15 protein-coding genes (1 of these 15 only partly in view) are annotated in these 25,038 nt (G+C 67.1%); 10 read left to right on the plus strand and 5 right to left on the minus strand.

What is annotated here, in order from left to right; translation table 11 throughout:
* The 5 genes from EET10_RS09070 to EET10_RS09090 form a co-directional block, all read right to left on the minus strand.
* On the minus strand, nt 1–701 hold the start of the coding sequence (locus EET10_RS09070) for a type I polyketide synthase (RefSeq protein WP_122502075.1). Its footprint begins 5,869 nt before the window's first position; 701 of the gene's 6,570 nt are visible here — the first part of the coding sequence; it begins with the start codon at nt 699–701; its stop codon lies beyond the left edge, outside the window.
* Entirely contained in the window at nt 698–5,317 is a 4,620-nt protein-coding gene (locus EET10_RS09075; protein WP_122502076.1) for a type I polyketide synthase, read from the minus strand. Before EET10_RS09075 ends, EET10_RS09070 begins: the two co-directional genes overlap by 4 nt.
* The gene (locus EET10_RS09080) at nt 5,314–10,878 is read right to left on the minus strand and encodes a type I polyketide synthase (RefSeq protein ID WP_122502077.1); all 5,565 of its coding nucleotides are present in this window, start codon (nt 10,876–10,878) and stop codon (nt 5,314–5,316) included. Before EET10_RS09080 ends, EET10_RS09075 begins: the two co-directional genes overlap by 4 nt.
* A complete protein-coding gene (fadD26, locus tag EET10_RS09085; protein WP_036405967.1) occupies nt 10,875–12,626 on the minus strand; it encodes a long-chain-fatty-acid--AMP ligase FAAL26/FadD26 in 1,752 nt (583 codons plus the stop codon). Before fadD26 ends, EET10_RS09080 begins: the two co-directional genes overlap by 4 nt.
* Nucleotides 12,627–13,304: 678 nt before the next feature.
* Nucleotides 13,305–14,036: a thioesterase II family protein gene (locus EET10_RS09090; protein WP_081260743.1), complete on the minus strand. Its 732-nt coding sequence runs from the start codon at nt 14,034–14,036 to the stop codon at nt 13,305–13,307.
* Nucleotides 14,037–14,330: 294 nt separating this feature from the next.
* Here EET10_RS09090 and sepIVA point away from each other — a divergent pair, with 294 nt between their 5' ends.
* The 10 genes from sepIVA (at nt 14,331) to glnB (ending at nt 24,988) form a co-directional block, all read left to right on the plus strand.
* The gene (sepIVA, locus tag EET10_RS09095; protein WP_036406063.1) at nt 14,331–15,068 is read left to right on the plus strand and encodes a cell division protein SepIVA; all 738 of its coding nucleotides are present in this window, start codon (nt 14,331–14,333) and stop codon (nt 15,066–15,068) included.
* 97 nt (nt 15,069–15,165) lie between these two features.
* On the plus strand, nt 15,166–15,759 hold the full coding sequence (locus tag EET10_RS09100; RefSeq protein WP_081260742.1) for a YceD family protein: 594 nt from the start codon (nt 15,166–15,168) through the stop codon (nt 15,757–15,759).
* Complete coding sequence (gene rnc / locus EET10_RS09105) at nt 15,756–16,481, plus strand: ribonuclease III (RefSeq protein WP_036405960.1); 726 nt, start codon at nt 15,756–15,758, stop codon at nt 16,479–16,481. Before EET10_RS09100 ends, rnc begins: the two co-directional genes overlap by 4 nt.
* Complete coding sequence (gene mutM / locus EET10_RS09110) at nt 16,482–17,333, plus strand: DNA-formamidopyrimidine glycosylase (RefSeq protein ID WP_036405957.1); 852 nt, start codon at nt 16,482–16,484, stop codon at nt 17,331–17,333.
* An 89-nt stretch (nt 17,334–17,422) separates the two neighbouring features.
* The gene (locus EET10_RS09115; RefSeq protein ID WP_036406061.1) at nt 17,423–17,836 is read left to right on the plus strand and encodes an OsmC family protein; all 414 of its coding nucleotides are present in this window, start codon (nt 17,423–17,425) and stop codon (nt 17,834–17,836) included.
* Nucleotides 17,823–18,104, plus strand: a complete 282-nt coding sequence (locus tag EET10_RS09120) for an acylphosphatase (protein WP_036405954.1) — start codon at nt 17,823–17,825, stop codon at nt 18,102–18,104. Before EET10_RS09115 ends, EET10_RS09120 begins: the two co-directional genes overlap by 14 nt.
* 11 nt (nt 18,105–18,115) lie before the next feature.
* Nucleotides 18,116–21,730 carry a chromosome segregation protein SMC gene (gene smc, locus EET10_RS09125; RefSeq protein ID WP_122502078.1) on the plus strand — a complete coding sequence of 1,205 codons (3,615 nt, stop codon included), beginning with the start codon at nt 18,116–18,118 and terminating at the stop codon, nt 21,728–21,730.
* Nucleotides 21,731–21,787: 57 nt separating this feature from the next.
* Complete coding sequence (gene ftsY, locus EET10_RS09130) at nt 21,788–23,077, plus strand: signal recognition particle-docking protein FtsY (RefSeq protein WP_122502079.1); 1,290 nt, start codon at nt 21,788–21,790, stop codon at nt 23,075–23,077.
* Between the two features lie 142 nt (nt 23,078–23,219).
* Nucleotides 23,220–24,653 (plus strand): ammonium transporter, encoded by a 1,434-nt coding sequence (locus tag EET10_RS09135; RefSeq protein ID WP_099188199.1) that lies wholly within the window; start codon nt 23,220–23,222, stop codon nt 24,651–24,653.
* On the plus strand, nt 24,650–24,988 hold the full coding sequence (gene glnB / locus EET10_RS09140) for a nitrogen regulatory protein P-II (protein WP_023372285.1): 339 nt from the start codon (nt 24,650–24,652) through the stop codon (nt 24,986–24,988). The genes EET10_RS09135 and glnB overlap by 4 nt, the downstream gene beginning before the upstream one ends.
* The last annotated feature ends 50 nt before the right edge of the window (nt 24,989–25,038 follow it).

The following is a 25,038-nucleotide window of genomic DNA, read 5'->3' on the forward strand; positions in this document are numbered from 1 at the left end:
ACCAGCGCCATGTCGCTTTCCCGCGAACGCAGACTCTGACAGGCCAGGTGCACCGCCACCAACGACGACGAGCAGGCCGTGTCGATGACCACCGCGGGGCCGCGAGCACCCAGGATATAGGCCAGCCGTCCGGCGGCGAAGTTCGCGGAGTTCCCGGTCGGGATGTAGGCGTCGAGCTCTTCGGGGCGCAGCTGGCCGGCCAAGGTCAGCATGTAGTCGTAGGCGGTGACGCCGACGAATACCGAGGTTTGGGTGCCGCGGATCAAATGCGGTGGCAGGCCGGCGTTCTCCAACGCTTCCCAGGCGACTTCGATCAACAACCGCTGCTGGGGGTCCATGGCCGCGGCTTCACGGGGCGAGATCGAGAAGAATTCCGCGTCGAATTCGTCGGGTTGCCAGTCGGTGAGGAATCCGCCGTCACGGGTGCAAATGGTCCCCGGCACGGTGTGGTCGTCGGTGTAGAAGGCGTCGGCATCCCACCGCTCGGCGGGAACCCGGACGATGCCGCTTCGGCCGTCGCACAACAACTCCCAGAACTGTTCGGGATTATTCACCCCGCCCGGGAACCGGCATCCCATGCCCACCACAGCGATTGGCTCGGTGCTGGACTTTTCGGCACGTTCCAGGCGCGCCGTGAGGTCGTCGATTTTGTGCAGCGCCTCGGTAATGATCGCTCGGCGATCCGGTGTCGCGGCGGTCATCGCGTTCCCCTTAGTCGTTCGGAAAGCTGTTCCAGGAGCTCGTCTTCGGTGAGTTCGTCGTAGGTGTCGGGGTCCGGCTGGTCGGGTGTGACCGCTGCCGTTGCCGCTCTAGTCGCCTCTGTTGCTTCGATGAGCTCGGGCAGGATGGTGGCCAGATAGTCGGTAAGGCTGTAAACCGTCGGGTAGTCGAAAACCACCGATGCGGGCAGGAACTCGCCGAGGCTTTCCGACAGCGACCGTTGCAGCGTGACGCTCATCAGCGAATCCATGCCGAGCTGGAAGAACCCCGCCGACGGGTCCAGCGTCTGGGCGGCGGGCATTCCCATCACCGCGGCGGCCAATGCGCCGACGTGGTCGAACAGCATGTCCTGTCGGTGTTCCGGGTGACATTTCCGCAAGGCTTGACGGAATTCGCTTTCCGGCAACGTGACATCTTCCGGAGCCGGCAGCAGGTCGTCGACGATACGCAGTGATCCCCTGGTGCGGTATGCGGCGGCCAGCAGCGGCCAATCCGCGGCCACCACGGCAGTGCGCACCCCGGCCGCCGGGTTCATCACCAGCGGCAGCGCCCCGATGGCGACCTCGTCCTCCATGGGCAGCAGCCCCGATCCCGTACTGACCTGATTGGCCTGATGTTGGGCATCGGCAAGGGATTTCCACAACCCCCAGTCGACAACGGTGGCCGGCAAGCCCATAACGCGGCGCGCATACGCCAGGGCGTCCAAGTAGCCGCTGGTCGCCGTGTAGTGCGCCAACCACCGCGAACCGGTTAGGCCTGAGATGGAGGAGAACAGGACGAAATAGCGCACCGGCGTCGTTACCGACAGCCGGTGCAACAGGGCTGCGGCGTCGAGCTTAGGCGCGAACATGGCCTCGACGTCGTCGTCGGTCATCTCGCTCAGCAACACCGGCCGGCCGGCGAAGGCAGCCAGGTAGATGCCCTCCAGCGGCGGCAAATCGGCGCCGAACCGGTCGAACAGCGCCGTCATGGCGCCTTCGTCGGTCACATCCGCGGCAACCGCGACGAGGTTCTTGCCTGCTGCGGCAAGGCTTTCAGCCAGCGCGTGCAGCCGGTCGCCGGGGTTGCGTGATACCGCGACGATGGTCGTGGCGCCCGTCTGGGCCAGTTGGCGGATCAGGTGCGGCCCGATGTTGCCGGTAGCCCCGATCACCAGTTGGCTGGTGTCAGAACTGAGCGTGACCGCGTCGGTGGGCACCGGCCGCCACTGCAGCCGGGGCACGTGGCGAGCGCCCAGCCGGTACACGACCTGATCTTCCTCGTCGGCACCCCGGACTGCGGCCAGCACCTGCCGCACTGCCAGCGCTGCCGGTGTCGAGTAGTCGAGATCGATAAGCCCGCCCCAGATTTCGGGATGCTCCAGGGCCAGCGAGCGACCCAGGCCCCACAGCGCCGCGTGGGCGGGGTTGGCCCGGTCACCCTCCGCGACGGGCTGGGCATTGCGGGTCATGACGAACAACTTCGCCGGCGAGTTGCTTGCCCTCATCGCGGCGGCGAGCCGCCGGGTTGCGTGGAATGCCCGGTAGGCCTGTCCCACGTCGAGTGGGTCGGCGGAGACCGGCGGTGCATAGAGCACATGGTCCGGCGCGGGCAGGGCTTCCAGCAGCGCGCTCTGGTCACCGTCGTCGGCGAGCGCGGTCAACGGCAGGACTTCGACCCGGGAATCCGCACCCGCGACACGGCGCAGCTCGGTGCACAATTCGTCATCGGCTGCCACCAGCCAGCGTGCGGTGCCCGGGGGGTCGGCCTCCAGCGCCGGGCAGGCCGGCCAGGCCAGTTCGTAGCACCAATCATCGAGCGTGCGGTTTTCGGAATGCACTTGTCCGGGCACCGCGACTTTGTTGGGAGTCGGACGTTCGGCACCCGCCGCGGCGGTGATCCAGTGGCGGGTGTGTTGCCACGGGGTGGTGGGGATGGGGGGGTGCGGCTCCGGCGGGTGCGGAGTCTGCGGCGGGTGGTCCAGGGCGGTGTAGAGGTTGCTGCGGAACGTGACGGTGTCATCGGTATCGCGTTGCAGCGTCCCGATAGTCGCGCAGGTGCCCGCGCTGCCTTCCGGGTGTGCGGCTTCCAGCGTGTCGGTGATGGCCTGGGTCAACAACGGGTGTGCGCTGATCTCGATGAAGGTGTGGTGTTGGGCGCCGGCCTCAGTGATGGCTTGCTGGAAGCGCACCGGGTTGCGCATGTTGGTGGCCCAGTGCTCTGCGTCGAAAACCGTTCGGGTAGAAAGGGATTCGTAAGTGGTGGAGATGATCGGAATGGTTGGTGTCCGCGGGTTGAGATCGGCCAGTTCCGAACGCATCAGGGGCTGCAGCGCATCCATGGCCGGATTGTGCGGGGCCACTTCGATATTCACCCGGCCAGCGAAGCGGTTCTGTGCCCGCACCCGGGTGATCAGCTCGTCGATCTGCGCGGTGGGCCCGGCGATCACGGTCTGGCGCGGGGAGTTGTAGATGCCCAGCGTCACCTGCGGGTAGTCGGCGATGAGCGCTTCGGTCTGCGCGGCGTCGAGGCCGAGCATGGCCATGCCGCCCTGCCCGGACAGCGGAGCCATCAGCCGCGAACGGGTGGCGGTGACCCGCAATCCCTCGGCGGGGGTAAGGGCTCCGGCGACCACGGCAGCGGCCACCTCGCCCATGGAGTGGCCGATCACCAGGTCGGGTTGCACCCCGTAGGAGCGCCACAGCTGGGTCAACGTCAGTTGCATGGCGATGAGGCCCAGCTGGATCTGCTCGATGCCGACCAGTTCTCTTCCCCTGGAGATGACCTCGTGCAGCGAGAAGCCGGCCTGCTCGACGAAAACCGGCTCCAATTCGGCAACCGCGGCGGCGAAAGCGGGCTCCTCGGCGAGCAATCGGCGACCCATCCCGGCCCATTGCGATCCGCGTCCGGAGTAGACGAACACCGTGCCCGGCCCGGGCGAGCCGTCCCGGGGGCCGACCACGCCGGTGGCGTGCTGCCCCGCCGCCAGAGCGCGCAACCCGGCCACCGCCTGGGCGCGTTGGCGGGCGACCACGATGCCGTACTTGGCGTGCCGGGCGCGGTGGTGATTCAGCGTATGGGCCACGTCGGTCAGCGCCACCTCGGCGCCCGGGCCGTCCATCCAGTCGGCCAGCACGGCCGCCGTGGCGGCCACCCGCTGCGGCGTCTTGCCGGTCACCAGCAGCGTCGAGACTTCGGTGTCCGGGCAGGTGTCGGTCCCGCTTGCCGGTGTCAGTTCGGGACCCTGCTCGATGATGACGTGCGCGTTCGTCCCACCCAATCCGAACGACGACACCGCGGCGCGGCGCGGCCCGGCTTGACCCGCTGTGGCCGGCCACGCGGTGTTCTCGGTGGGAACGAAAAACCTCGTCGGCGCGACATCGATGGCTGGATTCCATTGCGAGAAATGCAGATTCGGCGGGATCGTGGCGTGCTGCACCGCCAGCGCGGCCTTGATGAATCCCGCGATCCCGGCCGCTGCCTCCAAATGCCCGATATTGGTCTTCACCGCCCCGAGCGCGCACGAACCCTCGCCCCGGCCATACGTCGACGCCAGCGCCTCGAACTCGATCGGATCGCCCAGCACCGTGCCGGTTCCATGGGCCTCGACATAGTTCACGCTTTCGGGTGCGACGTCACCGGATCGCAACGCATCGGCGATCACGTCGCACTGGGCCGCTGTATTCGGCGCAGTCACCCCGTTGGAGCGGCCGTCCTGGTTGACCGCCGAGCCGCGCACCACCGCCAGCACCCGGTCGCCGTCGCGCACCGCGTCGGTCAACCGCTTGAGCACCACCACGCCGGCGCCCTCGCCGCGCACGAATCCGTCGGCCGCCGCGTCGAAGGTGGCGCACCGGCCCTGCGGGGACAGCAGTCCCCAGGCCGATATCGCGATTTGCGTCTCCGGGCGAAGGGTGATGCTGACGCCGCCGGCCAGCGCCAAGTCCGTTTCACGCAGCCGCAGGCTTTGACAGGCCAGGTGTACCGCCACCAACGACGACGAACACGCGGTGTCCACCGCCACCGCGGGACCGCGCAGCCCCAACAGGTACGAGATCCGGCCCACCGTGATGCTGTGCGCGTTTCCGGTGCCGCTGTAGGCGTCCACATTTTCCGGGCTGGAGGCCAGCATGGACTGGTATTCGTTGAAATACACGCCCATCATGACGCCGGTCCGGCTGCCGGCCAGCGAATCCGGCGGAATACCGGCATGTTCGAGGGCCTCCCAGGCCACCTCGAGCAGCATCCGCTGCTGCGGGTCCATCGCGGCGGCTTCGCGAGGGGTGATGCCGAAAAACTCGGCGTCGAAGCCGGCGACGTCGGGCACGAATCCGCCCCACTTGGTGGTCATCCGGCCCGGCGTCAACGGGTCGGGGTCGTAGAACGCGTCGGCGTCCCACCGATCGGCCGGTACCCGCGAAATCGCGTTGCGCGCGTCAACAAGCAAGTCCCAGAAGCTGTCCGGATCGGTGGCATCGCCGGGGAACCGGCACCCGATCCCCACCACCGCGACGGGCTCGGCCACCGCGATCCGGGAGATCTTGGTGAACTCCTCGGCCAAGGTGGCGCGTTGCTGTGCGCTCATACCAGAGATCCGGCTGAAGGCGGTACGTATCACCTGTCGCCCTCGGTCGAGGTCGATTCGATCCGGTCGAACAGGCTGTCCAAGACGCTTCCCGCCGAGGCGGACAACGCCGCTATCTCATCGGCGGCCGAATCATGCTGTGGCGCAACGCGTTTGGTTAGGTACTGGGCCAGCAGTGCCACCGTCGGGTGATTGAACAGCATGGTCGCCGACAGTTCTATCCCGACGAATTGCTCGGCTTCGCGCCGAATCGCCATCGCCATCAACGAGTTGAGCCCCAGTTCGGCGAACGGTCGGTCGGTGTCCAATTCTGTTTCCCGCAACCGCAGCTCGGCGGCGATGATGCCGCGCAGTCCTTTCTCGAGCTCGGTGCGCACCTCGGCGGCCGCCATCTGCGACCAGTCCTGCGCCGGCTTCAGGTGCACGGCTGCACCGATCGACCCGGGCGCGGCGGCCGGCGAGGGCACCGGCACCACGACGGCTTGCGCGACGTCGTAGCCGTCGACGTATTCCCACGCGGTGAAAGCTTCCGACGGCGTGATGTCGCGCGAGCCCATGCGCTGCAGCTCGTCGCTGACGATCTGGGCGTCGGCGGCGAAACCAAGCCCCCGCCAAGCAACCCAGTCGAGACTTATTGTGTGGCAGCCCTGTTGGCGGCGGGCCCGTGCCAACGCGTCCAGATAGGAGTTGGCAGCCGCGTACGAACCCTGTCCCGGGATGCCGAATATCCCCGCCGCCGAAGCCGTCAGGAAGAAGAAGTCCACGCTGCCGGGGGGGAACGCCTGGTGCAACACCTGACTGCCGGCGACCTTGGGCCACATGACCTGTCGCACCGCATCGTCGGTCAGCTGCGTCACCAGTTGATCGTTGGTGACGCCCGCGGCGTGGATGATCCCGCGGACCGGCGCGGCCCCGTCCCGGTCGCGCCTGGCCAGCAGGGCCTGTACGTCTTCGCGGCATCCGACGTCGACGGCGACGGCTTCCACCGTCACGCCCCGCATTTCCAGCGCACGGATGGCGTCGATCTTCGTTCGCAGTCCGGCGTCGAGGGTGTCGAGTTCCCAGTCCCGCCGTGGCGGCAACGGGGTACGACCGGTCAGCACCAGGCGACGGGCGCCACGATCGGCGAGCCAATCGGCCATTAGCAGACCCAGCGCTCCCATCCCACCGGTGATGAGGTAGGCCGTATCGGGCCGGCACTGCAAAGACGGGCGCACCGGCGTGCCGCGCACCGGCGCCAGGGCGGGGGCCAGTACTACGCCGTCTCGTGATACCAGGATCGACTTGCTCGGTGCCGCAAGCAAATCGACGAGTATCGGCGCGGATTCGTCCAGGTCGGCGTCTGACGCGAGGTCGACCAGCCCACCCCACAGCTCGGGATGTTCGGCGGCGATGACGCCCGCAAGGCCCCACAGGAAGCTCTGGCGCAGCGCCGACGGGGTCACCGATTCGTGGACTCCGCGGGTGACGATCCACAGCGCGGCCGGTTCACCGGCGTCGCGTGCCGCCAAAGTCTTTACCAGAGCGCCGATTTCGGCGGTGACGCGCACGGAGAAGTCGACGTCGGTCTCGTCGGCGGTTGCCGGGCGGGAATCCGCGACGTAAAGCAGATAATGGGCATCGGGCACCGCTGCGGGCGGGTATCCACCGTTCTCGAGGTGTGTCCTGAGCGGGGCGCCGTCATCACCGATCACCGCGACGGGCTGCGGCCCGGTGACCCGACCGGGTGCCGGGTGGACTTGCGTGTCAACGACATCGGCGCGTGGCTGCCAGTCGATCGTGTGCACGAAGTTCCTGGCGTCGGTGCTCTCGGCGGCCGGTTGCCCGTCGCCGAAGTCCAGCGCCCGGTACCGCAGCGAGCGCATCGACACGCTGGGTGCGCCTCCGGGGGCGGTGATGTCGACATCGACGGTGATCCCGTCGCCGTCGCCGTCGCCGTCGCGGGCGGTGCGGGTGAGCCTCACCGCAGCGCGCGGTGCCCCGACAGGGTCGCCGAACCACATCTGTTCGATGCCGGCCGGCACGTAGAGCCGCGGGTCGGTATCGTCGGCCAGCGCCCCGACGTGCACTGCGGCGTCCAGTAGGGGTGCGGTCGAGCCCTCGGGCAGTGCCTCGGGAAGTTCGATCCCGACCGTGAGGCCGGTGGCTTCCGGTGTCCATGAATCCACGGACCAGGCGAAGGGCAGGCCGTCGACGCCATGGACGGCGAACAACGCTGCAACATCGGGAATCTCGTCGCCGTGAACATTCTGGCGGTGGTATCCGTCGCCGGGAAGGGCCGAACCTGCCGGTGACGACGAAAGCCGCGCTGTCGCATGCCGTGTCCACCGGTTCGACGACGCTTCGGCAGCCGGAATCGAGGCCAGGCTGATCGACAGGTTGTCGGCGACCACCTGGATCAGTCGCGGCTGGTCGGCGAAAACCGGTTGCTCGAATCGGATGTCGGTCAGCGTGCGGTAGCCCAATTCCGTGGCGGCGGAGACCATTGTGTGCAGCACAACGGAGGCTGGGACGAGGTCGACGCCGTGGAATCGATACCGACCCTGGTACGGCTTGGCATCCGGTGCCAACCTGGCTTGCCAGAGGTGAGACGGCGGACTCGACAAGACCGAAAGGTGTTGGCCGAGCAGGGTGCCCGCCGCGGGAGCCGCAGCGGCCAGGTGGGCCGAGCGTTTGGTGGTGATCCAGTGGCGGTGGTGCTGCCAGGGAGTGGTCGGGATGGGTGGGTGCGGCTCGGGCGGGTGTGGCGTGTGCGGCGGGTGGTCGGTGTGGACGGTGTTGAGGTTGGTGCGGAAGGTGATGGTGTCGTCGCTGTCACGTTGCAGGGTGCCGATGCTGGTGTATCGGGTTCCGTGCTGGGCGCTGCGCAGTGTGTCCATGATGGCCTGAGTCAGCAGCGGGTGTGCGCTGATCTCGATGAAGGTGTGGTGGTTGCCGCCGGCCCGTGCGATGGCCTGCTGGAAATGCACCGGGTTGCGCATGTTGGTGGCCCAGTGCCCGGCATCGAACACCGCGCAGGTGTCGACGTCTTCGTAGGTGGTAGAGATGACCGGAATCGTCGGGGTCCGCGGGCTCAAATCTGCCAGCTCCGAACGCATCTGGGGCTGCAGCGCATCCATGGCCGGATTGTGCGGGGCCACTTCGATATTGACCCGGCTGGCGAACCGATCCCGGGCCCGCACCCGGGTGATCAATTCGTCGATCTGCCCGGTGGGACCGGCGATCACCGTCTGGCGCGAGGAGTTGTAAATGCCCAGTGTCACGTGCGGGTAGTCGGCGATGAGTGCCTTCGTCTCGGTGGCGTCGAGTTCGAGCAGGGCCATGCCGCCCTGCCCGGACAACGGCGCCATCAGGCGAGACCTCGTCGCGGTCACCCGCAAGCCCTCGGCAGGTGTCAGCGCTCCGGCGACCACGGCGGCGGCCACCTCGCCCATCGAGTGGCCGATCACCGCGTCGGGTTGCACTCCGTAGGAGCGCCACAGCGCGGTCAGCGCCAGCTGCGTGCCGATCAGGCCCAGCTGAATCGCTTCGATGCCGACCAGTTCCGTGCCATTGGCGAGCACGTCGTGCAGCGAGAAGCCGGCCTGTTCGACGAACACCGGCTCCAAGTCGGCGATGGCCTCAGCGAAGGCGGGCTCGTCAACCAGTAGTCGGCGGCCCATGCCGGGCCATTGCCAGCCGCGACCGGAGTAGACGAACACGGTGCCCGGCCCCGGCGAACCCTCCTGGGGGCCGACCACACCAACGGCGTGCTGACCGGCGGCCAACGCACGCAATCCGGCTACCGCTTGCGCACGGTCACGCGCGACCACGGTGCCGAACTTGGCCTGCCGGGACCGGTGATGATTGACGGTGTGGGCGACATCGGCCAACGGCACCTCGGCGCCGGGGCCCTCCATCCAGTCGGCCAGCACCCCTGCCGTCGCGGCCACCCGCTGCGCCGTCTTACCCGCCACCACCAGTGTCGATACGGCCGGATCCGGGTCGCGCTCAGATGGCGGTGACAGTTCCTGGCCCTGTTCGATCACCACGTGCGCGTTGGTGCCGCCGAATCCGAAGGACGACACACCGGCGCGCCGCGGATGGCCGGTCTCCGGCCATTCCGTCAGCGTGTCAACGACTTTCATCCGCAGGTCGGCAAACGGGATGTGCGGGTTGGGGCTTTCGAAGCGCTGGTTCGGCGGAATCCGCCCATGCTGTACTGCCAGCACCGTTTTGATGAAGCCGGCGATGCCGGCCGCCGCCTCGGTGTGGCCGAGATTGGTCTTGACGGCGCCGATGAGCAGCGGAGCGTCCTCGGGACGTCCGCGGCCCAGCACGGTGCCCAGGGCCCGGGCTTCGATCGGATCACCCAGCAGCGTTCCGGTCCCGTGGGCTTCGACGAAGTCGACTTCGTTGGGCTGCATTCCCGCGTTGGTGTAGGCGGCGCGCAGCACGGCCATCTGGGCCGCTGGGTTGGGGGCCATCAGCCCATTGGATCGGCCGTCCTGGTTGACGGCCGAACCGCAGATCACCGCGAGCACGCGATCGCTGTCGCGTTGCGCGTCGGTCAACCGCTTGAGCACCACCACCCCGGCGCCTTCGCCGCGCACGAATCCGTCGGCGGCGGCATCGAAGGCGCGGCAATGACCGGTAGGCGACAACGCACCGACTTGGTCGAAGCCGCGGAATACGGCCGGGGATAACAACAAATTCACTCCGGCGGCGATGGCCAGGTTGCAGTCCTGCGTCCGAAGGCCCTGGCAGGCCAGGTGGATCGCCACCAGTGACGACGAGCATGCGGTATCCACCGCCACGGACGGGCCGCGCAGGTCGAGGAAATACGAGAGGCGGTTGGCGATGATGCTCATCGCGCCACCGGTATTGCTCCACCCGTCGACCTGTGACAGATCGGTGGAGGCGATAGCGCCGTATTCGCTCAAGCACGACCCGGCGAATACTCCCGTCTGTGAGCGTCGCAGCGCGCTGGGCGCAATTCCGGCGTGTTCCAACGCTTCCCAGGCCACTTCCAGCAGCAGGCGCTGCTGGGGGTCCATCTTGTCGGCTTCGCTGGGGGAGATCTCGAAGAACTCCGCGTCGAAGGCGTCGATGTCGGGCAAAAATGAGCCCCACCGCGTGGTGCGGTCCAGCAGAGCCCGTACTTCCGGCGAGCCGTCGTCGAACTGCTCCCACCGTTCGTCGGGAACCTTCCCGATTGCCGAACGGCGGTCACAAAGAAACTGCCACAACGCATCTGGGCCGGTGATGCCGCCGGGGAACCGACACCCCATGCCGATTACGGCGATCGGCTCTTCCAGCGAGCTTCGACCGGGGCGGTTGAGCGCCGTGTCCGACTCGGAATCGGGCTCGGGCGCGGTGAGATATGCGGCGAGGGAGTTGATCGTCGGGTGTTCCCAGAAGTCGATGGGGGATACGGTCTTGCCCAGCAACTCGGTCAACTCGCCGGACAGTACCACCGCGTCACGCGAACTCACCCCGAGATCGGCCAGGGACAGATTGGGGTCGACCTCGTCGGGTGTGCACCCGATATTCGTCACCAAGTAGTCGACAAGCCAGTGGCGTAGGTCGGCTTCGCCATCGATGCTCGCCGTCATGCGCTCACGTCCAGGCGTTTGAATCCGTCGCGGCGATACCGTTCGACGCAGGCCGAACGGCGGATCTTGCCGCTGGTGGTGATCGGAATCGACCCGGGGGAGACCAGAACCAGGTCGGCCACGCGCAAGCTGTGCGACCTCGAGATCGCGGACGTTACTTCCCGCTTGACCGAACGAAGCTTTCGCATGGCATCTTCTGCCGACGCCCCGCGTCTCTTCAGCTCGATGATCGCGACCAGCTGCTCGGTGATGTCGTCGGGGACGGCTATCGCCGCGACGCGGCCACCGGTGATCTCCTGGATCGTCGCCTCGATGTCGTCGGGGTAGTGGTTGCGGCCATCGACGATGAGGAGGTCTTTGATGCGGCCCATGATGAACAGTTCGCCGTCGGATATGACGCCCAGGTCTCCGGTTCGCAGCCACGGTCCCTTGGGGACTCCCGGGGAGGGATTGACCAGCTTGGCGTTGAACGTGCGCGTGGTCTGCTCCGGCTTGCGCCAATAGCCCATCGCCACATGGTCGCCGTGCACCCAGATCTCACCGACCGTCCCCGCCGGATTCTCGACCATGGTCTCGGGGTCGACGATGCGCACTGCCGACGGATCCGGCGAACCGTAACTGATGAGTTCGGTGCCCACCGGCCCGTCGGTTCCGATGCGCCTGGCCTGTCCGGCAGTCAACTGTTCGTAGTCGAAACGGACGGTGGTGGGCGCACTGCCCGGCTCGGGAGCTGCCACGTAGAGGGTCGCTTCGGCGAGCCCGTAGGAGGGTCGTACGGCCGTCGGGCTCAGGTTGTACCGAGCGAAACGCTCGGTGAAACGCTTCACGGTCGCCACATGGATGCGCTCGCTACCGCTGACGATTCCGACCACGCCGCCGAGGTCAAGCCCCGCCATGTCCTCGTCGGACGTCCGTCGCACGGCCAATTCAAAGGCGAAATTCGGTGCCGCGGTGAAGCATGTCCCGGAGGTGGCAAGCAATTGCATCCAGCAGGCCGGCCGCCGCAAGAACGACATCGGGCTGAATAAGACTGCGCTTCGGCCCGCGACCAGCGGCGCGAAGATTCCAAGAATCAAGCCCATGTCATGAAACAAGGGCAGCCACGACAGCAGCACGGTGCCGATCGGCATTTCGGGACCACCGAAGTAGCCGTACAAACTCTGTGTCACATTGGCGATGACGTTCTTGTGCGACACGATGACGCCGGCCGGCGTCCGGGTGGAACCCGAGGTGTACTGCAGATAAGCCGCTCCGGTCGATAGCCGCGGCGGACCCGGAAGCTGACGCTGCGAGTCCAGATCAAGCAGATCGACTTCGATGACGAACGGCGCGGGGCGCCCGTCTTGTGCGTTTGCGTATTTTGTGACGTCGGCGACCACCGACGACGTCGTAAGAATGGCGACCGGGTTGGCATCGCGCAATACCGCGGAGACGCGATCGTCGTGAATACCATACTGCGGCGTGGAGAGCGGAACTGCGATAAATCCGGCCTGCAGGGCGCCGAGAAATGCAATCACATATTCCAAACCCTGCGGTGCCAGAATAGCCACGCGATCGCCGGGTGACCCGTACAATCTGAGCTCTTCAGCGATGGTACAGGCACGGCCGTACACCTGTGACCATGTCAAACTCTCAGCGAACCCCTTCGGGTCCAATCCGTAGTCGATGAATGTATACGCGGTGGTGTCAGCGTGCTGATCCGCCCGCTGCTTCAGCAAAGCAGGGACGGAAGAGTCGATCACCGGCATCGCACTTAACTCCCATCGGCTTGTCGGTTTTGATTGTGTGTTGCACCTGCGAATCACTGGCGCAGTGCGACTGACCAGCATCGTCGAACCCGCGGGTCTGAGCTGACTAGTCCGCTATGACGAGGAGGCAGCTTTTGCTCTTGAAGCACACCGATGTGCCTATGCTGACCGCCCCCGGAATGACCCCGTTCCCCATACGACTAGTCGGTCTACGTAAGGTAACCACCTCTCAGGACGGGCGCGGGCAGTATTTGGAAAATCCACACTTTCCCCACAGCGTCCGCCAATGCTACCGCCTGCTATCCCACGGTTCCGACCTGCATTAAGCCTTTGTACCAGGCAGTCCGCTGTGAGGCGGGGTGGTAGATGTGACCTTTGATACATCAGTGACAGATGACTAGTACAGTGAGAGTTGGTATCTCGATTCTGGCACGCTGGTGCCAGCACTTTGGGACCGCCGTCTCGTTGTGACAAAGTTCACAGGCTTGCCCGGGGTGCTGCGCCGGCGGGCGTGCGGGGGCCGGTCGGCCAACCCGGCCGCGGGCCCGGCATACGCCTGCCGATGCGGCATCCGGCCGACGCGTGGCGCCGAGCTGTGGCGAACTTCGGCCGTAAGCCGCCAGGAATGGCGCCGCCGGCGTGTGAGGTGGTGGCCAGGTTGTCGCGGGTTTGTCGCAGCTAAGCTCTGTGGAGCTGTTGGAGCGCCCGGTCCTCGATGTCGCCTACGAGCTCTGGCAAATTGTTGTTGAGATAGAAATGATCTCCTGGGAAGACGCGGATCGCGAATTCGCCGGTCGTTCGGTCACGCCACGGCTCCATGTCTTCTCGGGTGGTAATCCAATCCTTATCCCCGATGTATGCATAAATTGGGCACGATAGTTTTGTCTCCGGCGGGCAGGTATAGCCCGCAATGGCGCGGACGGCTCGCAATGTGGGTAGCACACCCACCCGAAATTCTTCGTCGGCAAAGAAATCCGGATTAGTGCCGGTCGCCCGGGCCACCAAATCGAGCATCTCGTTATCCGAGAAACCCTCGAGTTGTTTGTACCTGATATGCCCGGGTGCCGAGGTGGCCGACACAAACAGTGCGAGGACGCGGTAACCGGCTGATTGAAACCGCAATGCGACTTCGAAGGCCAGCATTCCACCCATGCTGTGACCGAAGAAGATGACCGGATCGCCGATCGGGGCGGTCGGCTTCATCATGGCGAACACTTCGTCAGCGAGGCCCGGAATGCTTTCCAGCGGCGGCAGGCCGGACCGGTCGTTCTGTCCCGGGTACTGGACAGCTATTCGCTTCAGGTCACCGGAAAATTCGCGAGAGAATGCGACATAGTCTTTTGCGGTTCCCCCGGCGTGCGGGAAGATGTACAGCGTAGGGCTTTTGCCGTCGTTCGAGCGGGCGTGCACGGCGCCACCCTACCGTGGCCGACCAAACGCGCACATCGACGTCGCCCGTTGTCGGTTAGTTAGCGTCACCCCACGTCGGTGCCCGGGTACCCGTCGACCGAGGGCAGGCATCGCGGACATCGCGCGCGGATACCTTGCCGGCCCGGGCGGCGCCGGGGGAGCGGGTGCGGCCCGCGGTGCCGGCTGAAGCAGGGAAACAGCCCGACACACCGACGTCGCCACCGACGTCACAGGGATAACAGCAGGCACACTGGTAACAACAAACCATGCCAGGGATGCCGGGAGGATATGGCCGTGTACCGAGTCTTTGAAGCGCTCGACGAATTGAGCGCAATTGTCGAAGAAGCCCGTGGCGTGCCGATGACGGCGGGCTGCGTGGTGCCACGCGGCGACGTGCTCGAGCTGATCGACGACATCAAGGACGCGATCCCCGGTGAACTCGATGACGCGCAGGACGTACTCGACGCCCGCGATTCGATGCTGCACGACGCAAAAGCGCATGCCGACTCCATGGTTTCCGCGGCGACCACCGAGGCGGACTCGATGGTGAACCATGCCCGCGCCGAGGCGGACCGGATTCTGTCCGACGCGAAATCCCAGGCCGATCGGATGGTGGGTGAAGCGCGCCAGCACAGTGAGCGCATGGTCACCGACGCCCGGGAGGAGGCGATGCGCATTGCCGCCTCAGCCAAGCGGGAGTACGAAGCCAGCATCAGCCGGGCCAAGTCCGAATGCGATCGACTGATTGAAAGCGGCAACATCTCCTACGAGAAGGCGGTGCAAGAAGGCATCAAGGAACAGCAGCGCCTGGTGTCGCAGAACGAAGTCGTGCAGGCGGCCAATGCGGAGGCCACCCGCCTGATCGACACGGCGCACGCCGAGTCTGACCGGCTGCGCGGCGAATGCGATGTCTATGTGGACACCAAGCTTGCCGAGTTCGAAGAAATGCTCAACGGCACACTCCGGTCCGTCGGACGAGGACGCCATCAGCTTCGCACCGCTGCCGGTACGCACGACTACGCAACGCGCTAGTCGATTTCCCGCCGCAGGAGGGTCCGCCACGGCAGCGAGTTCGACGCGGCAGGCGGGGATTCCCGCCAGACCCGGCGCGCGCCGTAGGATCTCTGCTATGGCGAGGCAGCACAGCCGGACAGCCCACGGACGTCTGACCGCGCCGATGGCGATTGACATCGCCCGGCTGGGGCGTCGCCCCGGGGCCATGTTCACCGTGCAGGACACCGTGGACAGCCCCACTCGCATCGGCGTGGAGCTGATTGCCATCCGGCGGGGTGACCCGCTGACCCTGGACCTGCGCCTGGAGTCGGTTTCTGAGGGAGTGTTGGTCACCGGGACGGTTACCGCCCCCACGACCGGGGAGTGCTCCCGCTGCCTGACCGCGATTCAGGGCCGGGTCCGGGTTGCCCTGACCGAACTATTCGCCTATCCCAACAGCACCACCGCGGCCACTACCGAGGAGGACGAGGTCGGGCACGTCGTCGACGAGAAGATCGATCTCGAGCAGTCGATCATCGACGCGGTCGGCCTGGAACTGCCGTTTTCCCCGGTGTGCCGCCCCGACTGCCCCGGGCTGTGCCCGCAGTGCGGTGTCGTGCTGGACACCGACCCCGACCATCACCATGACCAGATCGACCCCAGGTGGGCCAAGCTGGCCGAGATCGTCACGGCACAGAGCCCCGACACCGCGGATCGGGATGAGCGGTGACGGCGTCACGGCAGAGTCTGCTCGACGCGCTCGGTGTCGACCTCTCCGATGAACTTCTGTCGCTGGCGTTGACGCACCGCAGCTATGCCTACGAGAACGGCGGACTACCGACCAACGAGCGGCTGGAGTTTCTCGGCGACGCGGTCCTGGGGCTGACCATCACCGACGAGCTCTACCACCGTCACCCCGACCGTTCCGAGGGCGACCTGGCCAAACTGCGTGCCAGCGTGGTCAATACCCAAGCGCTGGCTGACGTCGCGCGCAACCTGTCGGATAACGGCCTTGGTGTGCACATGCTGCTGGGCCGCGGCGAGGCCAACACCGGTGGAGCCGACAAGTCCAGCATCCTGGCTGACGGTATGGAATCGCTGCTGGGCGCGATCTACCTGCAGCACGGTATCGAGGTGTCGCGCAAGGTGATCCTGAAGTTGTTCGGACCATTGCTGGACGCGGCGGCGACGCTGGGTGCCGGGCTGGACTGGAAGACCAGCTTGCAGGAGCTGACCGCGGCGCGCGGGCTGGGCACCCCGTCCTACCTGGTCACCTCCACCGGTCCGGACCATGACAAGGAGTTCACCGCTGTGGTCGTCGTGATGGACGCCGAGTACGGATCGGGTATGGGTCGATCCAAAAAAGAAGCCGAGCAGAAGGCCGCGTCAGCCGCCTATAAGGCGCTCGAGGCATTGGATGTGCTGGACACGGCTGGGAAACCTTCGCCCTAGATGCCCGAACTACCTGAGGTCGAGGTGGTGCGGCGTGGCTTAGCGGCCCATGTGGTGGGCAAGGCGATGACCGCGGTTCGGGTCCATCACCCCCGGGCGGTACGGCGCCACGAGGCCGGACCCGCCGACCTGACGGCGCGGCTGCTGGGCGCGCGAATTACCGGAACCGACCGGCGCGGCAAGTACTTGTGGTTGACGCTGGATAGCCCGGGTAGCGCACTTGTGGTGCACCTGGGCATGAGCGGGCAGATGTTGCTGGGGGCAGTGCCGCGCTCCGACCACGTCCGGATCTCTGCCCTGCTCGACGACGGGACCGTGCTGAGCTTTGCCGACCAGCGCACCTTCGGCGGGTGGTTGCTTGCCGACCTGGTGACCGTGGACGGCACCGTGGTGCCGGCACCGATCGCGCACCTGGCAAGGGATCCGCTCGACCCACGGTTCGACGCCCACGCCGTCGTTGAGGTCTTGCGGCGCAAACATTCTGAACTCAAGCGCCAGCTCCTGAACCAACAGGTGGTCTCCGGAATCGGCAACATCTACGCCGACGAAGCGCTGTGGCGGGCCAAGCTGAACGGCGCCCGCCCGGCCGCCACCCTGACCCGCCGGCAACTGGGCGCGGTGCTTGATGCCGCGGCCGAGGTGATGCGTGACGCGCTGGCCCAGGGTGGGACGTCGTTCGATTCGCTGTACGTCAATGTCAACGGCGAGTCGGGCTATTTCGACCGATCGCTGGACGCCTACGGCCGCGACGGCCAGAACTGCCGGCGCTGCGGCGCGGTGATTCGCCGGGAGAAGTTCATGAATCGCTCGTCGTTCTACTGTCCGCGATGCCAGCCGCGGCCGCGACGTTGAGTGTCGAGATCATCGAGATCGACGTCAGCGTGGTGCTCGCGCGAACTTTTCCGCGCTGCCCAAAATCTCGGCACGATAGAAAAGAAGCTATGACGCAACTGTGGGTCGAACGCACCGGCACTCGCCGCTACACGGGATACAGCTCGCGCGGAGCGCAGGTGCTCGTTGGCTCCGAAGACGTCGACGGGGTGTTCACCCCCGGTGAGCTGATGAAGATCGCGCTCGCCGCGTGCAGCGGCATGTCCAGTGATCAGCCGCTGGCCCGTCGCCTCGGCGACGACTACCGGGCGGTGATCAAGGTATCGGGTGCGGCCGACCGCGACCAGGAGCGCTATCCGCTGCTCGAGGAAATCCTGGAGCTCGACCTGTCGGGTCTGGCCGCCGAGGAGAAGGAGCGCCTGCTGTTGGTCGTCGACCGGGCCATCGACCTGGTGTGCACCGTGGGGCGCACCTTGAAGTCGGGCACCACCGTCAACGTCGAGGTCACCGATGTCGGCAGCTGAGGTGCGGCTGACCGCCTGGGTGCACGGCCGGGTCCAGGGCGTCGGTTTCCGCTGGTGGACCCGCTGCCGGGCGCTGGAGCTGGGCCTGACCGGCTACGCGGCCAACCAGGCCGACGGCCGCGTGCTGGTGGTCGCCCAGGGATCGCGTGAGTCGGGAGAGCAGTTGCTGCGGCTGCTGCAGGGTGGCGCCACCCCTGGTCGGGTCGACAAGGTGGTTGCCGACTGGTCGGAGGCCTCGCAGCGGATCGCCGGGTTCAGCGAGCGGTAATCTGGCTGCTCGTGTACCTCAAGAGTCTGACGCTGAAGGGCTTCAAATCCTTCGCCGCGGCAACGACTCTGCGGTTCGAGCCGGGTATCACCGCCGTCGTCGGTCCCAACGGATCCGGCAAGTCCAATGTGGTCGACGCGCTGGCGTGGGTGATGGGGGAGCAGGGGGCCAAGACCCTGCGCGGCGGCAAGATGGAAGACGTCATCTTCGCCGGCACCTCGTCGCGTGCCCCGCTGGGCCGGGCCGAAGTCACCGTCACCATTGACAACTCCGACAACGCGCTGCCGATCGAGTACACCGAGGTGTCGATCACCCGGCGGATGTTCCGTGACGGCGCCAGTGAATACGAAATCAACGGCAGCAGTTGCCGTTTGATGGACGTGCAGGAGCTGTTGAGCGACTCCGGCATCGGCCGCGAGATGCATGTGATCGTAGGGCAGGGCAAGCTCGACGAGATTCTGCAGTCGCGGCCCGAGGAGCGCCGGGCCTTCATCGAAGAAGCCGCGGGCGTGCTCAAACATCGCAAGCGTAAAGAGAAGGCGCTGCGCAAACTGGATGCGATGGCGGCGAACCTGGCGCGGCTCACCGACTTGACCACCGAGCTGCGGCGCCAGCTCAAGCCGCTGGGCCGTCAAGCCGAAGTCGCCCGGCGTGCGGCAACCATCCAGGCTGACCTGCGCGACGCCCGGCTGCGGCTGGCCGCCGACGATCTGGTCGGCCGGCGCGCCGAGCGCGCGGCGATCTTGGATGCCGAGAACGCGATGCGCCGCGAACACGACGTGGCCGCCGCGCGGCTGTCGGTGGCCGCCGAGGAGCTGGCCGCACACGAGGCCGCACTGACCGAGCTTTCCCAACGGGCCGAGGCGGTACAGCACACCTGGTTCGGCCTTTCCGCCCTGGCCGAACGGGTGGGCGCGACGGTACGCATCGCCAGTGAGCGCGCTCAGCATCTCGACGTCGAGCCGCTGACCAGAAACGACACCGACCCCAGCAAACCCGAGGAGCTGGAAGCCGAGGCCGAGCAGGTGGCCGCCGCCGAACAGCAGCTGCTGGCGGAGCTGGCCGGGGCGCGCACCCGCCTGGATGCCGCCCGCACCGAGCTGGCCGGACGGGAGCGTCAAGCGGCCGAGGCCGACCGCGCCCATCTGGCGGCGGTGCGGGCGGAGGCCGACCGGCGCGAGGGCCTGGCGCGGCTTGCCGGGCAGGTGGAAACCATGCGGGCACGGGTGGAGTCGATCGACGACAGCGTCGCGCGGCTGTCCGAACGGATCGAAGAGGCCGCCGCGCGTGCTCAGCAGGCTCGCGCGGAATTCGAAGCTGTGCAGGGCCGCGTCGGCGAATTGGACCAGGGCGAGGTCGGCCTGGACGAGCAGCACGAGCGGACGGTGGCCGCGTTGCGGCTGGCCGACCAGCGCGTGGCGGAACTCCAGGTGGCCGAACGCGACGCCGAACGCCGGGTGGCGTCGCTGCGGGCCCGCATCGACGCCCTCTCGGTGGGTCTGGACCGCAAGGACGGCGCGGCGTGGCTTGCCCGCAACCACGGCGGCGCGGGAGTTCTCGGGCCGATCGCCCAGCTCGTCAAGGTCCGCCCGGGCTATGAGGCCGCACTGGCAGCGGTGCTGGGAGCAGCGGCAGATGCGCTGGCCGTCGACGGCCTCGGCGCGGCTCGCGCCGCGGTCAGCGCGCTCAAGGAGGCTGACGGCGGCCGGGCGGCGCTGGTGTTGAGTGACTGGCCGGCCCCGGACAACCCGGCCCCCGAGATAGCCGGCGGCGCGCGGTGGGCGCTGGATCTGATCGAGGCGCCGCCGCGATTGCTGGGGGCGATCACCGCGATGCTTTCGGGCGTCGCGGTGGTCAACGACCTGGCCGAGGCGCTGGATCTGGTGGCGATTCGGCCCCAGCTGCGCGCCGTCACCCTGGACGGCGATCTGGTCGGAGCCGGCTGGGTGAGCGGCGGTTCCGACCGCAAGCCCAGCACGCTGGAGATCACCTCCGAGATCGACAAGGCAGGCGGCGAACTGGCCGCGGCCGAGGCGCAGGTGGCTCACCTGAGCGCGGCGCTGTCCGGGGCACTGACCGAGCAAGCGGCTCGCCAGGACTCGGCCGACCAGGCGCTGGCCGCGCTCAACGAATCCGACGCCACCATTTCGGCGACATATGAGCAGCTGGGCCGGCTCGGTCAGGACGCGCGTGCGGCCGAGGAAGAGTGGACCAGGCTGCTGCGGCAGCGCGAGGACCTGGAAGCCGGGCGGGCGCAGACGCTCGAGGAGGTCGTCGAACTCGAGACCAGGCTGCGCAACGCCCAACAGACCCAACACGTGCAGGCTGCCGAGCCCAGCACGGCAGCAGCCAGGCAGGCGATCGCGGCTGCGACCGAAAGCGCGCGGGCCGTTGAAGTCGAGGCGCGATTGGCGGTGCGGACCGCCGAGGAGCGCGCCAATGCCGTTCGGGGAAGGGCAGATTCGCTGCGCCGCGCGGCCGCGGCCCAACGGGAGGCGCGGCTGCGGGCCCAGCAGGCGCTGGAAGCGCGACTGCGCTCGGCCGCGGTTGCCGCGGCCGTCGCCGAGTCCGGACGGTTGTTGGCGTTGCGGCTGAGCCGGGTGGTCGGAGCGGCGTCGCAACTGCGTGACGAGCTCGCCGCCGAACGCCGGCAGCGGTTGGCCGCCGTTGCGGCGGTTCGCGAAGAGACGAACACGTTGAGCGCGCGCGTGGCCAAGCTGACCGATTCGCTGCACCGTGACGAGGTGGCAGATGCCCAGGCGGCAATGCGAATCGAGCAGCTCGAACACATGGTGCTGGAGCAGTTCGGGATGGCGCCAGCCGATTTGATCGCCGAGTACGGTCCCGAGGTGCCGCTGCCGCCCACCGAGCTGGAGATGGCCGAGTTCGAGCAGGCCCGGGAACGCGGGGAGCAGGTGGTCGCGCCCGCCCCGATGCCGTTCGACCGCGCTACCCAGGAGCGCCGGGCCAAGCGCGCCGAGCGTGACCTGGCCGAACTCGGCAGGGTCAATCCGCTGGCCCTCGAGGAGTTCGCGGCGCTGGAGGAGCGCTACAACTTCCTGTCCACCCAACTCGAGGACGTCAAGGCCGCCCGCAAGGACCTGCTTGACGTCGTCGCCGACGTCGACGCCCGCATCCTGCAGGTTTTCAGCGACGCGTTCGTCGACGTAGAACGCGAATTCCGGGCCGTGTTCGGCTCGCTGTTCCCCGGCGGCGAAGGCCGGCTGCGCCTGACTGCGCCCGACGACATGCTGACCACCGGCATCGAGGTGGAAGCCCGTCCGCCGGGTAAGAAGGTCACCCGGCTGTCGTTGCTGTCGGGTGGGGAGAAGGCGCTGACCGCGGTCGCGATGCTGGTGGCGATCTTTCGGGCCCGACCGTCGCCGTTCTACATCATGGACGAGGTGGAGGCCGCCCTGGACGACACCAACCTGCGCCGGCTGCTCGGCCTGTTCGAACAGCTGCGCGACCGGTCGCAGCTCATCATCATCACGCACCAGAAGCCGACGATGGAAGTCGCGGATGCCCTCTACGGCGTGACCATGCAAGGTGATGGCATCACCGCCGTGATCTCGCAGCGAATGCGGGGTCAGCAGCTGGATGAGCTGGTCGCCAATTCTTCGTGACGGTGACCCGTAGCGCGGGGCGCGGGCGCCCCGGTAAGCCCCTGGAAGGATGTCAGTGTGTCGGAAGGTCTATGGGTCGCCATTGCGGTCGTCGCCGTCGCGGTCGTCATCGCCGCGCTGGTCATCGGCCTGGTGCGCTACCGCCGTCGCCGGATCCGCCTGTCGACCCAGCCGAAACCGGGCGTAATCGACCGTTCGGGCGGCTACACCGCGTCGTCCGACATCACCTTCAGCCAGACGCCCTCGGCTGTCGAGACGGTCGAACCGGCCGATCGGATCGACACCAGCGGACTGCCCGCCGTCGGCGACGATGCGACCGTCCCGCGCGACGCGGTCAAACGCACCATCTCCGATGTTCAGCTGCCCGAAATCGAGCCCGAACCCGAGACCATCGCGCCACCGGTAGCGCCGGAAGTCGAGGCGATCGAGCCGCCGGAAGGGCGGTTGGAGCGCCTGCGCGGGCGGCTCGCCAAGTCGCAGAACGCCTTCGGCCGGAGCATGCTGGGTTTGCTCGGGGGCGGCGACCTGGACGAGGACTCCTGGCAGGATGTCGAGGACACCTTGCTGGTCGCAGACCTGGGCCCGGTGGTCACCCAATCGGTGGTGTCGCAGCTGCGCAGCCGGCTGGCCAGCGCCAATGTGCGTTCCGAGGCGGATGCCCGGGCCGTGCTACGAGACGTCCTTGTCAAAGAACTGCAGCCGGTCATGGACCGCTCGATCCGGGCGCTGCCGCACGCCGGCCATCCCGCGGTGTTGCTGGTCGTGGGGGTCAACGGCACCGGCAAGACCACCACCGTCGGTAAGTTGGCGCGGGTGCTGGTGGCCGACGGGCGGCGCGTCGTGCTCGGCGCGGCCGACACCTTCCGGGCCGCGGCCGCCGATCAACTGCAGACCTGGGCGGCCCGGGTGGGTGCGGAGGTGGTGCGCGGGGCCGAAGGCGCCGACCCGGCGTCGGTGGCCTTCGATGCCGTCGACAAGGGCATCGCCCACGGCGCCGACGTCGTGCTCATCGACACCGCCGGCCGGCTGCACACCAAGGTCGGCTTGATGGACGAACTGGGCAAGGTCAAGCGCGTGGTGACTCGCCGTGCTGCTGTTGATGAGGTGCTGCTGGTGCTCGACGCCACGATCGGGCAGAACGGGCTGGCGCAGGCCAGGGTTTTCGCCGAGGTCGTCGACATCACCGGCGTGGTGCTGACCAAGCTCGACGGAACGGCCAAGGGCGGCATCGTTTTCCGCGTCCAACAGGAGCTTGGCGTGCCGGTCAAGCTGGTCGGGCTCGGCGAAGGCCCCGATGACCTGGCGCCGTTCGAACCGGCCGCCTTCGTTGACGCCCTGCTCGGCTAGCAGCTGGCGCACAGCAAGTTTTGCGTTAATTTTCACGAAACATCACCGCACCATCGCCGCAACAACTACTGCGCATGGTTCTGGATCAGGTCGCCAGTCATAGTCCTGGGGCCCTCCCAACGCTGACTGGAGGTGATAGCGAGTGGACCAGTTCCCGATCATGGGCGTGCCCAACACCGGCGATACGGCCTGGATGCTGGCGAGTTCCGCGCTCGTGCTGTTGATGACGCCGGGCCTGGCTTTCTTTTACGGCGGTATGGTGCGCGCCAAGAGCGTGCTGAACATGATCATGATGAGCGTCAGCGCCATGGGCGTGGTGACCGTGCTGTGGGTGCTGTACGGCTACTCGATGGCCTTCGGCGACGACGTCGGCAATATTGCCGGTAACCCGAGCGAATACTGGGGCCTGAAGGGCCTGATCGGTGGCAACGCGGTGGCCGCCGATCCCGCCACCCAAACCGCGGCGGTGAACATTCCGCTGGCCGGCACCCTGCCGGCCACCGTGTTCGTGGCATTCCAACTGATGTTCGCGATCATCACGGTTGCCTTGATCTCGGGTGCGGTCGCCGACCGCCTCAAGTTCGGTGCCTGGCTGGCATTCGCCGGGCTCTGGGCGACGTTCGTCTACTTCCCGGTGGCGCACTGGGTCTTCGCATTCGACAAGTTCGCCTCCGCGCACGGCGGCTGGATCGCCAACAAGCTGCACGCCATCGACTTCGCCGGGGGCACCGCGGTCCATATCAACGCCGGTGTGGCCGGCCTGATGCTGGCGATCGTGCTGGGCAAGCGCAAGGGCTGGCCTACGACGCTGTTCCGGCCGCACAACCTACCGTTCGTGATGCTCGGGGCCGGGTTGCTGTGGTTCGGCTGGTACGGGTTCAACGCCGGGTCGGCCACCAGCTCCAACGGCGCCGCCGGGTCGACGTTCATCACCACCACCGTCGCCACTGCCGCGGCCATGCTGGGCTGGCTGCTGACCGAACGCATGCGTGACGGTAAGGCCACGACGCTGGGCGCGGCCTCGGGCATCGTCGCAGGGCTGGTCGCCATCACCCCGTCCTGCTCGTCGGTCAACGTTCTCGGCGCGCTGGTGGTCGGCGTGGTGGCCGGTGTGCTGTGCGCGCTGGCTGTCGGGCTGAAATTCAAGCTGGGCTTCGACGACTCGCTGGACGTGGTCGGGGTACACCTGGTCGGCGGTCTGGTGGGCACGTTGCTGATCGGTTTGCTGGCCGCACCCGAGAGCGTGGCCATCAACGGCGTGGCCGGGGTGTCGAAGGGGTTGTTCTACGGCGGCGGGTTCGCGCAGTTGGAGCGGCAGGCAGTCGGCGCGTTCAGCGTTCTGGTCTACTCTGGCGTCGTCACGCTCATTTTGGCTCTTATCCTGAAGTACACCATCGGGCTGCGGCTGGGTGCGGAGGAAGAATACGCGGGCATCGACGAGGCTGAGCACGCCGAGAGCGGCTATGATTTCGCGGTCACCAGCGGTTCGGTTCTTCCCCGTCCCGGCCCGGCGCTGGGTTCGCGTAACGGCCTGGAAGAGCGAGTGAGCGAGAAAGTGGAGGCGGAGCCGAAATGAAGCTGATCACCGCGATCGTCAAGCCGTTCACCCTCGACGACGTCAAGGCCAGCCTCGAGGACGCCGGTGTCCTGGGGATGACCGTCAGCGAAATCCAGGGCTACGGACGGCAGAAGGGCCACACCGAGGTCTACCGGGGCGCCGAATACTCGGTCGATTTCGTACCCAAGGTCCGGGTCGAAGTGGTCGTCGACGATTCCATTGTCGACAAGGTCGTCGACAGCATCGTGCGGGCGGCGCGCACCGGCAAGATCGGCGACGGCAAAGTGTGGGTCAGCCCCGTGGACACCATCGTGCGGGTACGCACCGGTGAACGCGGACCGGACGCGCTGTGAGAGTCGCCGCGCATTGCTGAACCGATCTGGGATGGGCCGGCGCCGGCCCG

The organism is Mycobacterium pseudokansasii, from assembly GCF_900566075.1.
GTDB lineage: Bacteria > Actinomycetota > Actinomycetes > Mycobacteriales > Mycobacteriaceae > Mycobacterium > Mycobacterium pseudokansasii.

What these genes read in the sequence shown, in the direction of transcription:
- mutM (WP_036405957.1), top strand. Translation starts at nt 16,482, where the DNA reads ATGCCCGAACTACCTGAGGTCGAGGTGGTGCGGCGTGGCTTAGCGGCC.
- EET10_RS09100 (WP_081260742.1), top strand. Translation starts at nt 15,166, where the DNA reads ATGGCGAGGCAGCACAGCCGGACAGCCCACGGACGTCTGACCGCGCCG.
- EET10_RS09080 (WP_122502077.1), bottom strand. Translation starts at nt 10,878, where the DNA reads ATGACGGCGAGCATCGATGGCGAAGCCGACCTACGCCACTGGCTTGTC.
- glnB (WP_023372285.1), top strand. Translation starts at nt 24,650, where the DNA reads ATGAAGCTGATCACCGCGATCGTCAAGCCGTTCACCCTCGACGACGTC.
- EET10_RS09120 (WP_036405954.1), top strand. Translation starts at nt 17,823, where the DNA reads ATGTCGGCAGCTGAGGTGCGGCTGACCGCCTGGGTGCACGGCCGGGTC.
- fadD26 (WP_036405967.1), bottom strand. Translation starts at nt 12,626, where the DNA reads ATGCCGGTGATCGACTCTTCCGTCCCTGCTTTGCTGAAGCAGCGGGCG.
- EET10_RS09115 (WP_036406061.1), top strand. Translation starts at nt 17,423, where the DNA reads ATGACGCAACTGTGGGTCGAACGCACCGGCACTCGCCGCTACACGGGA.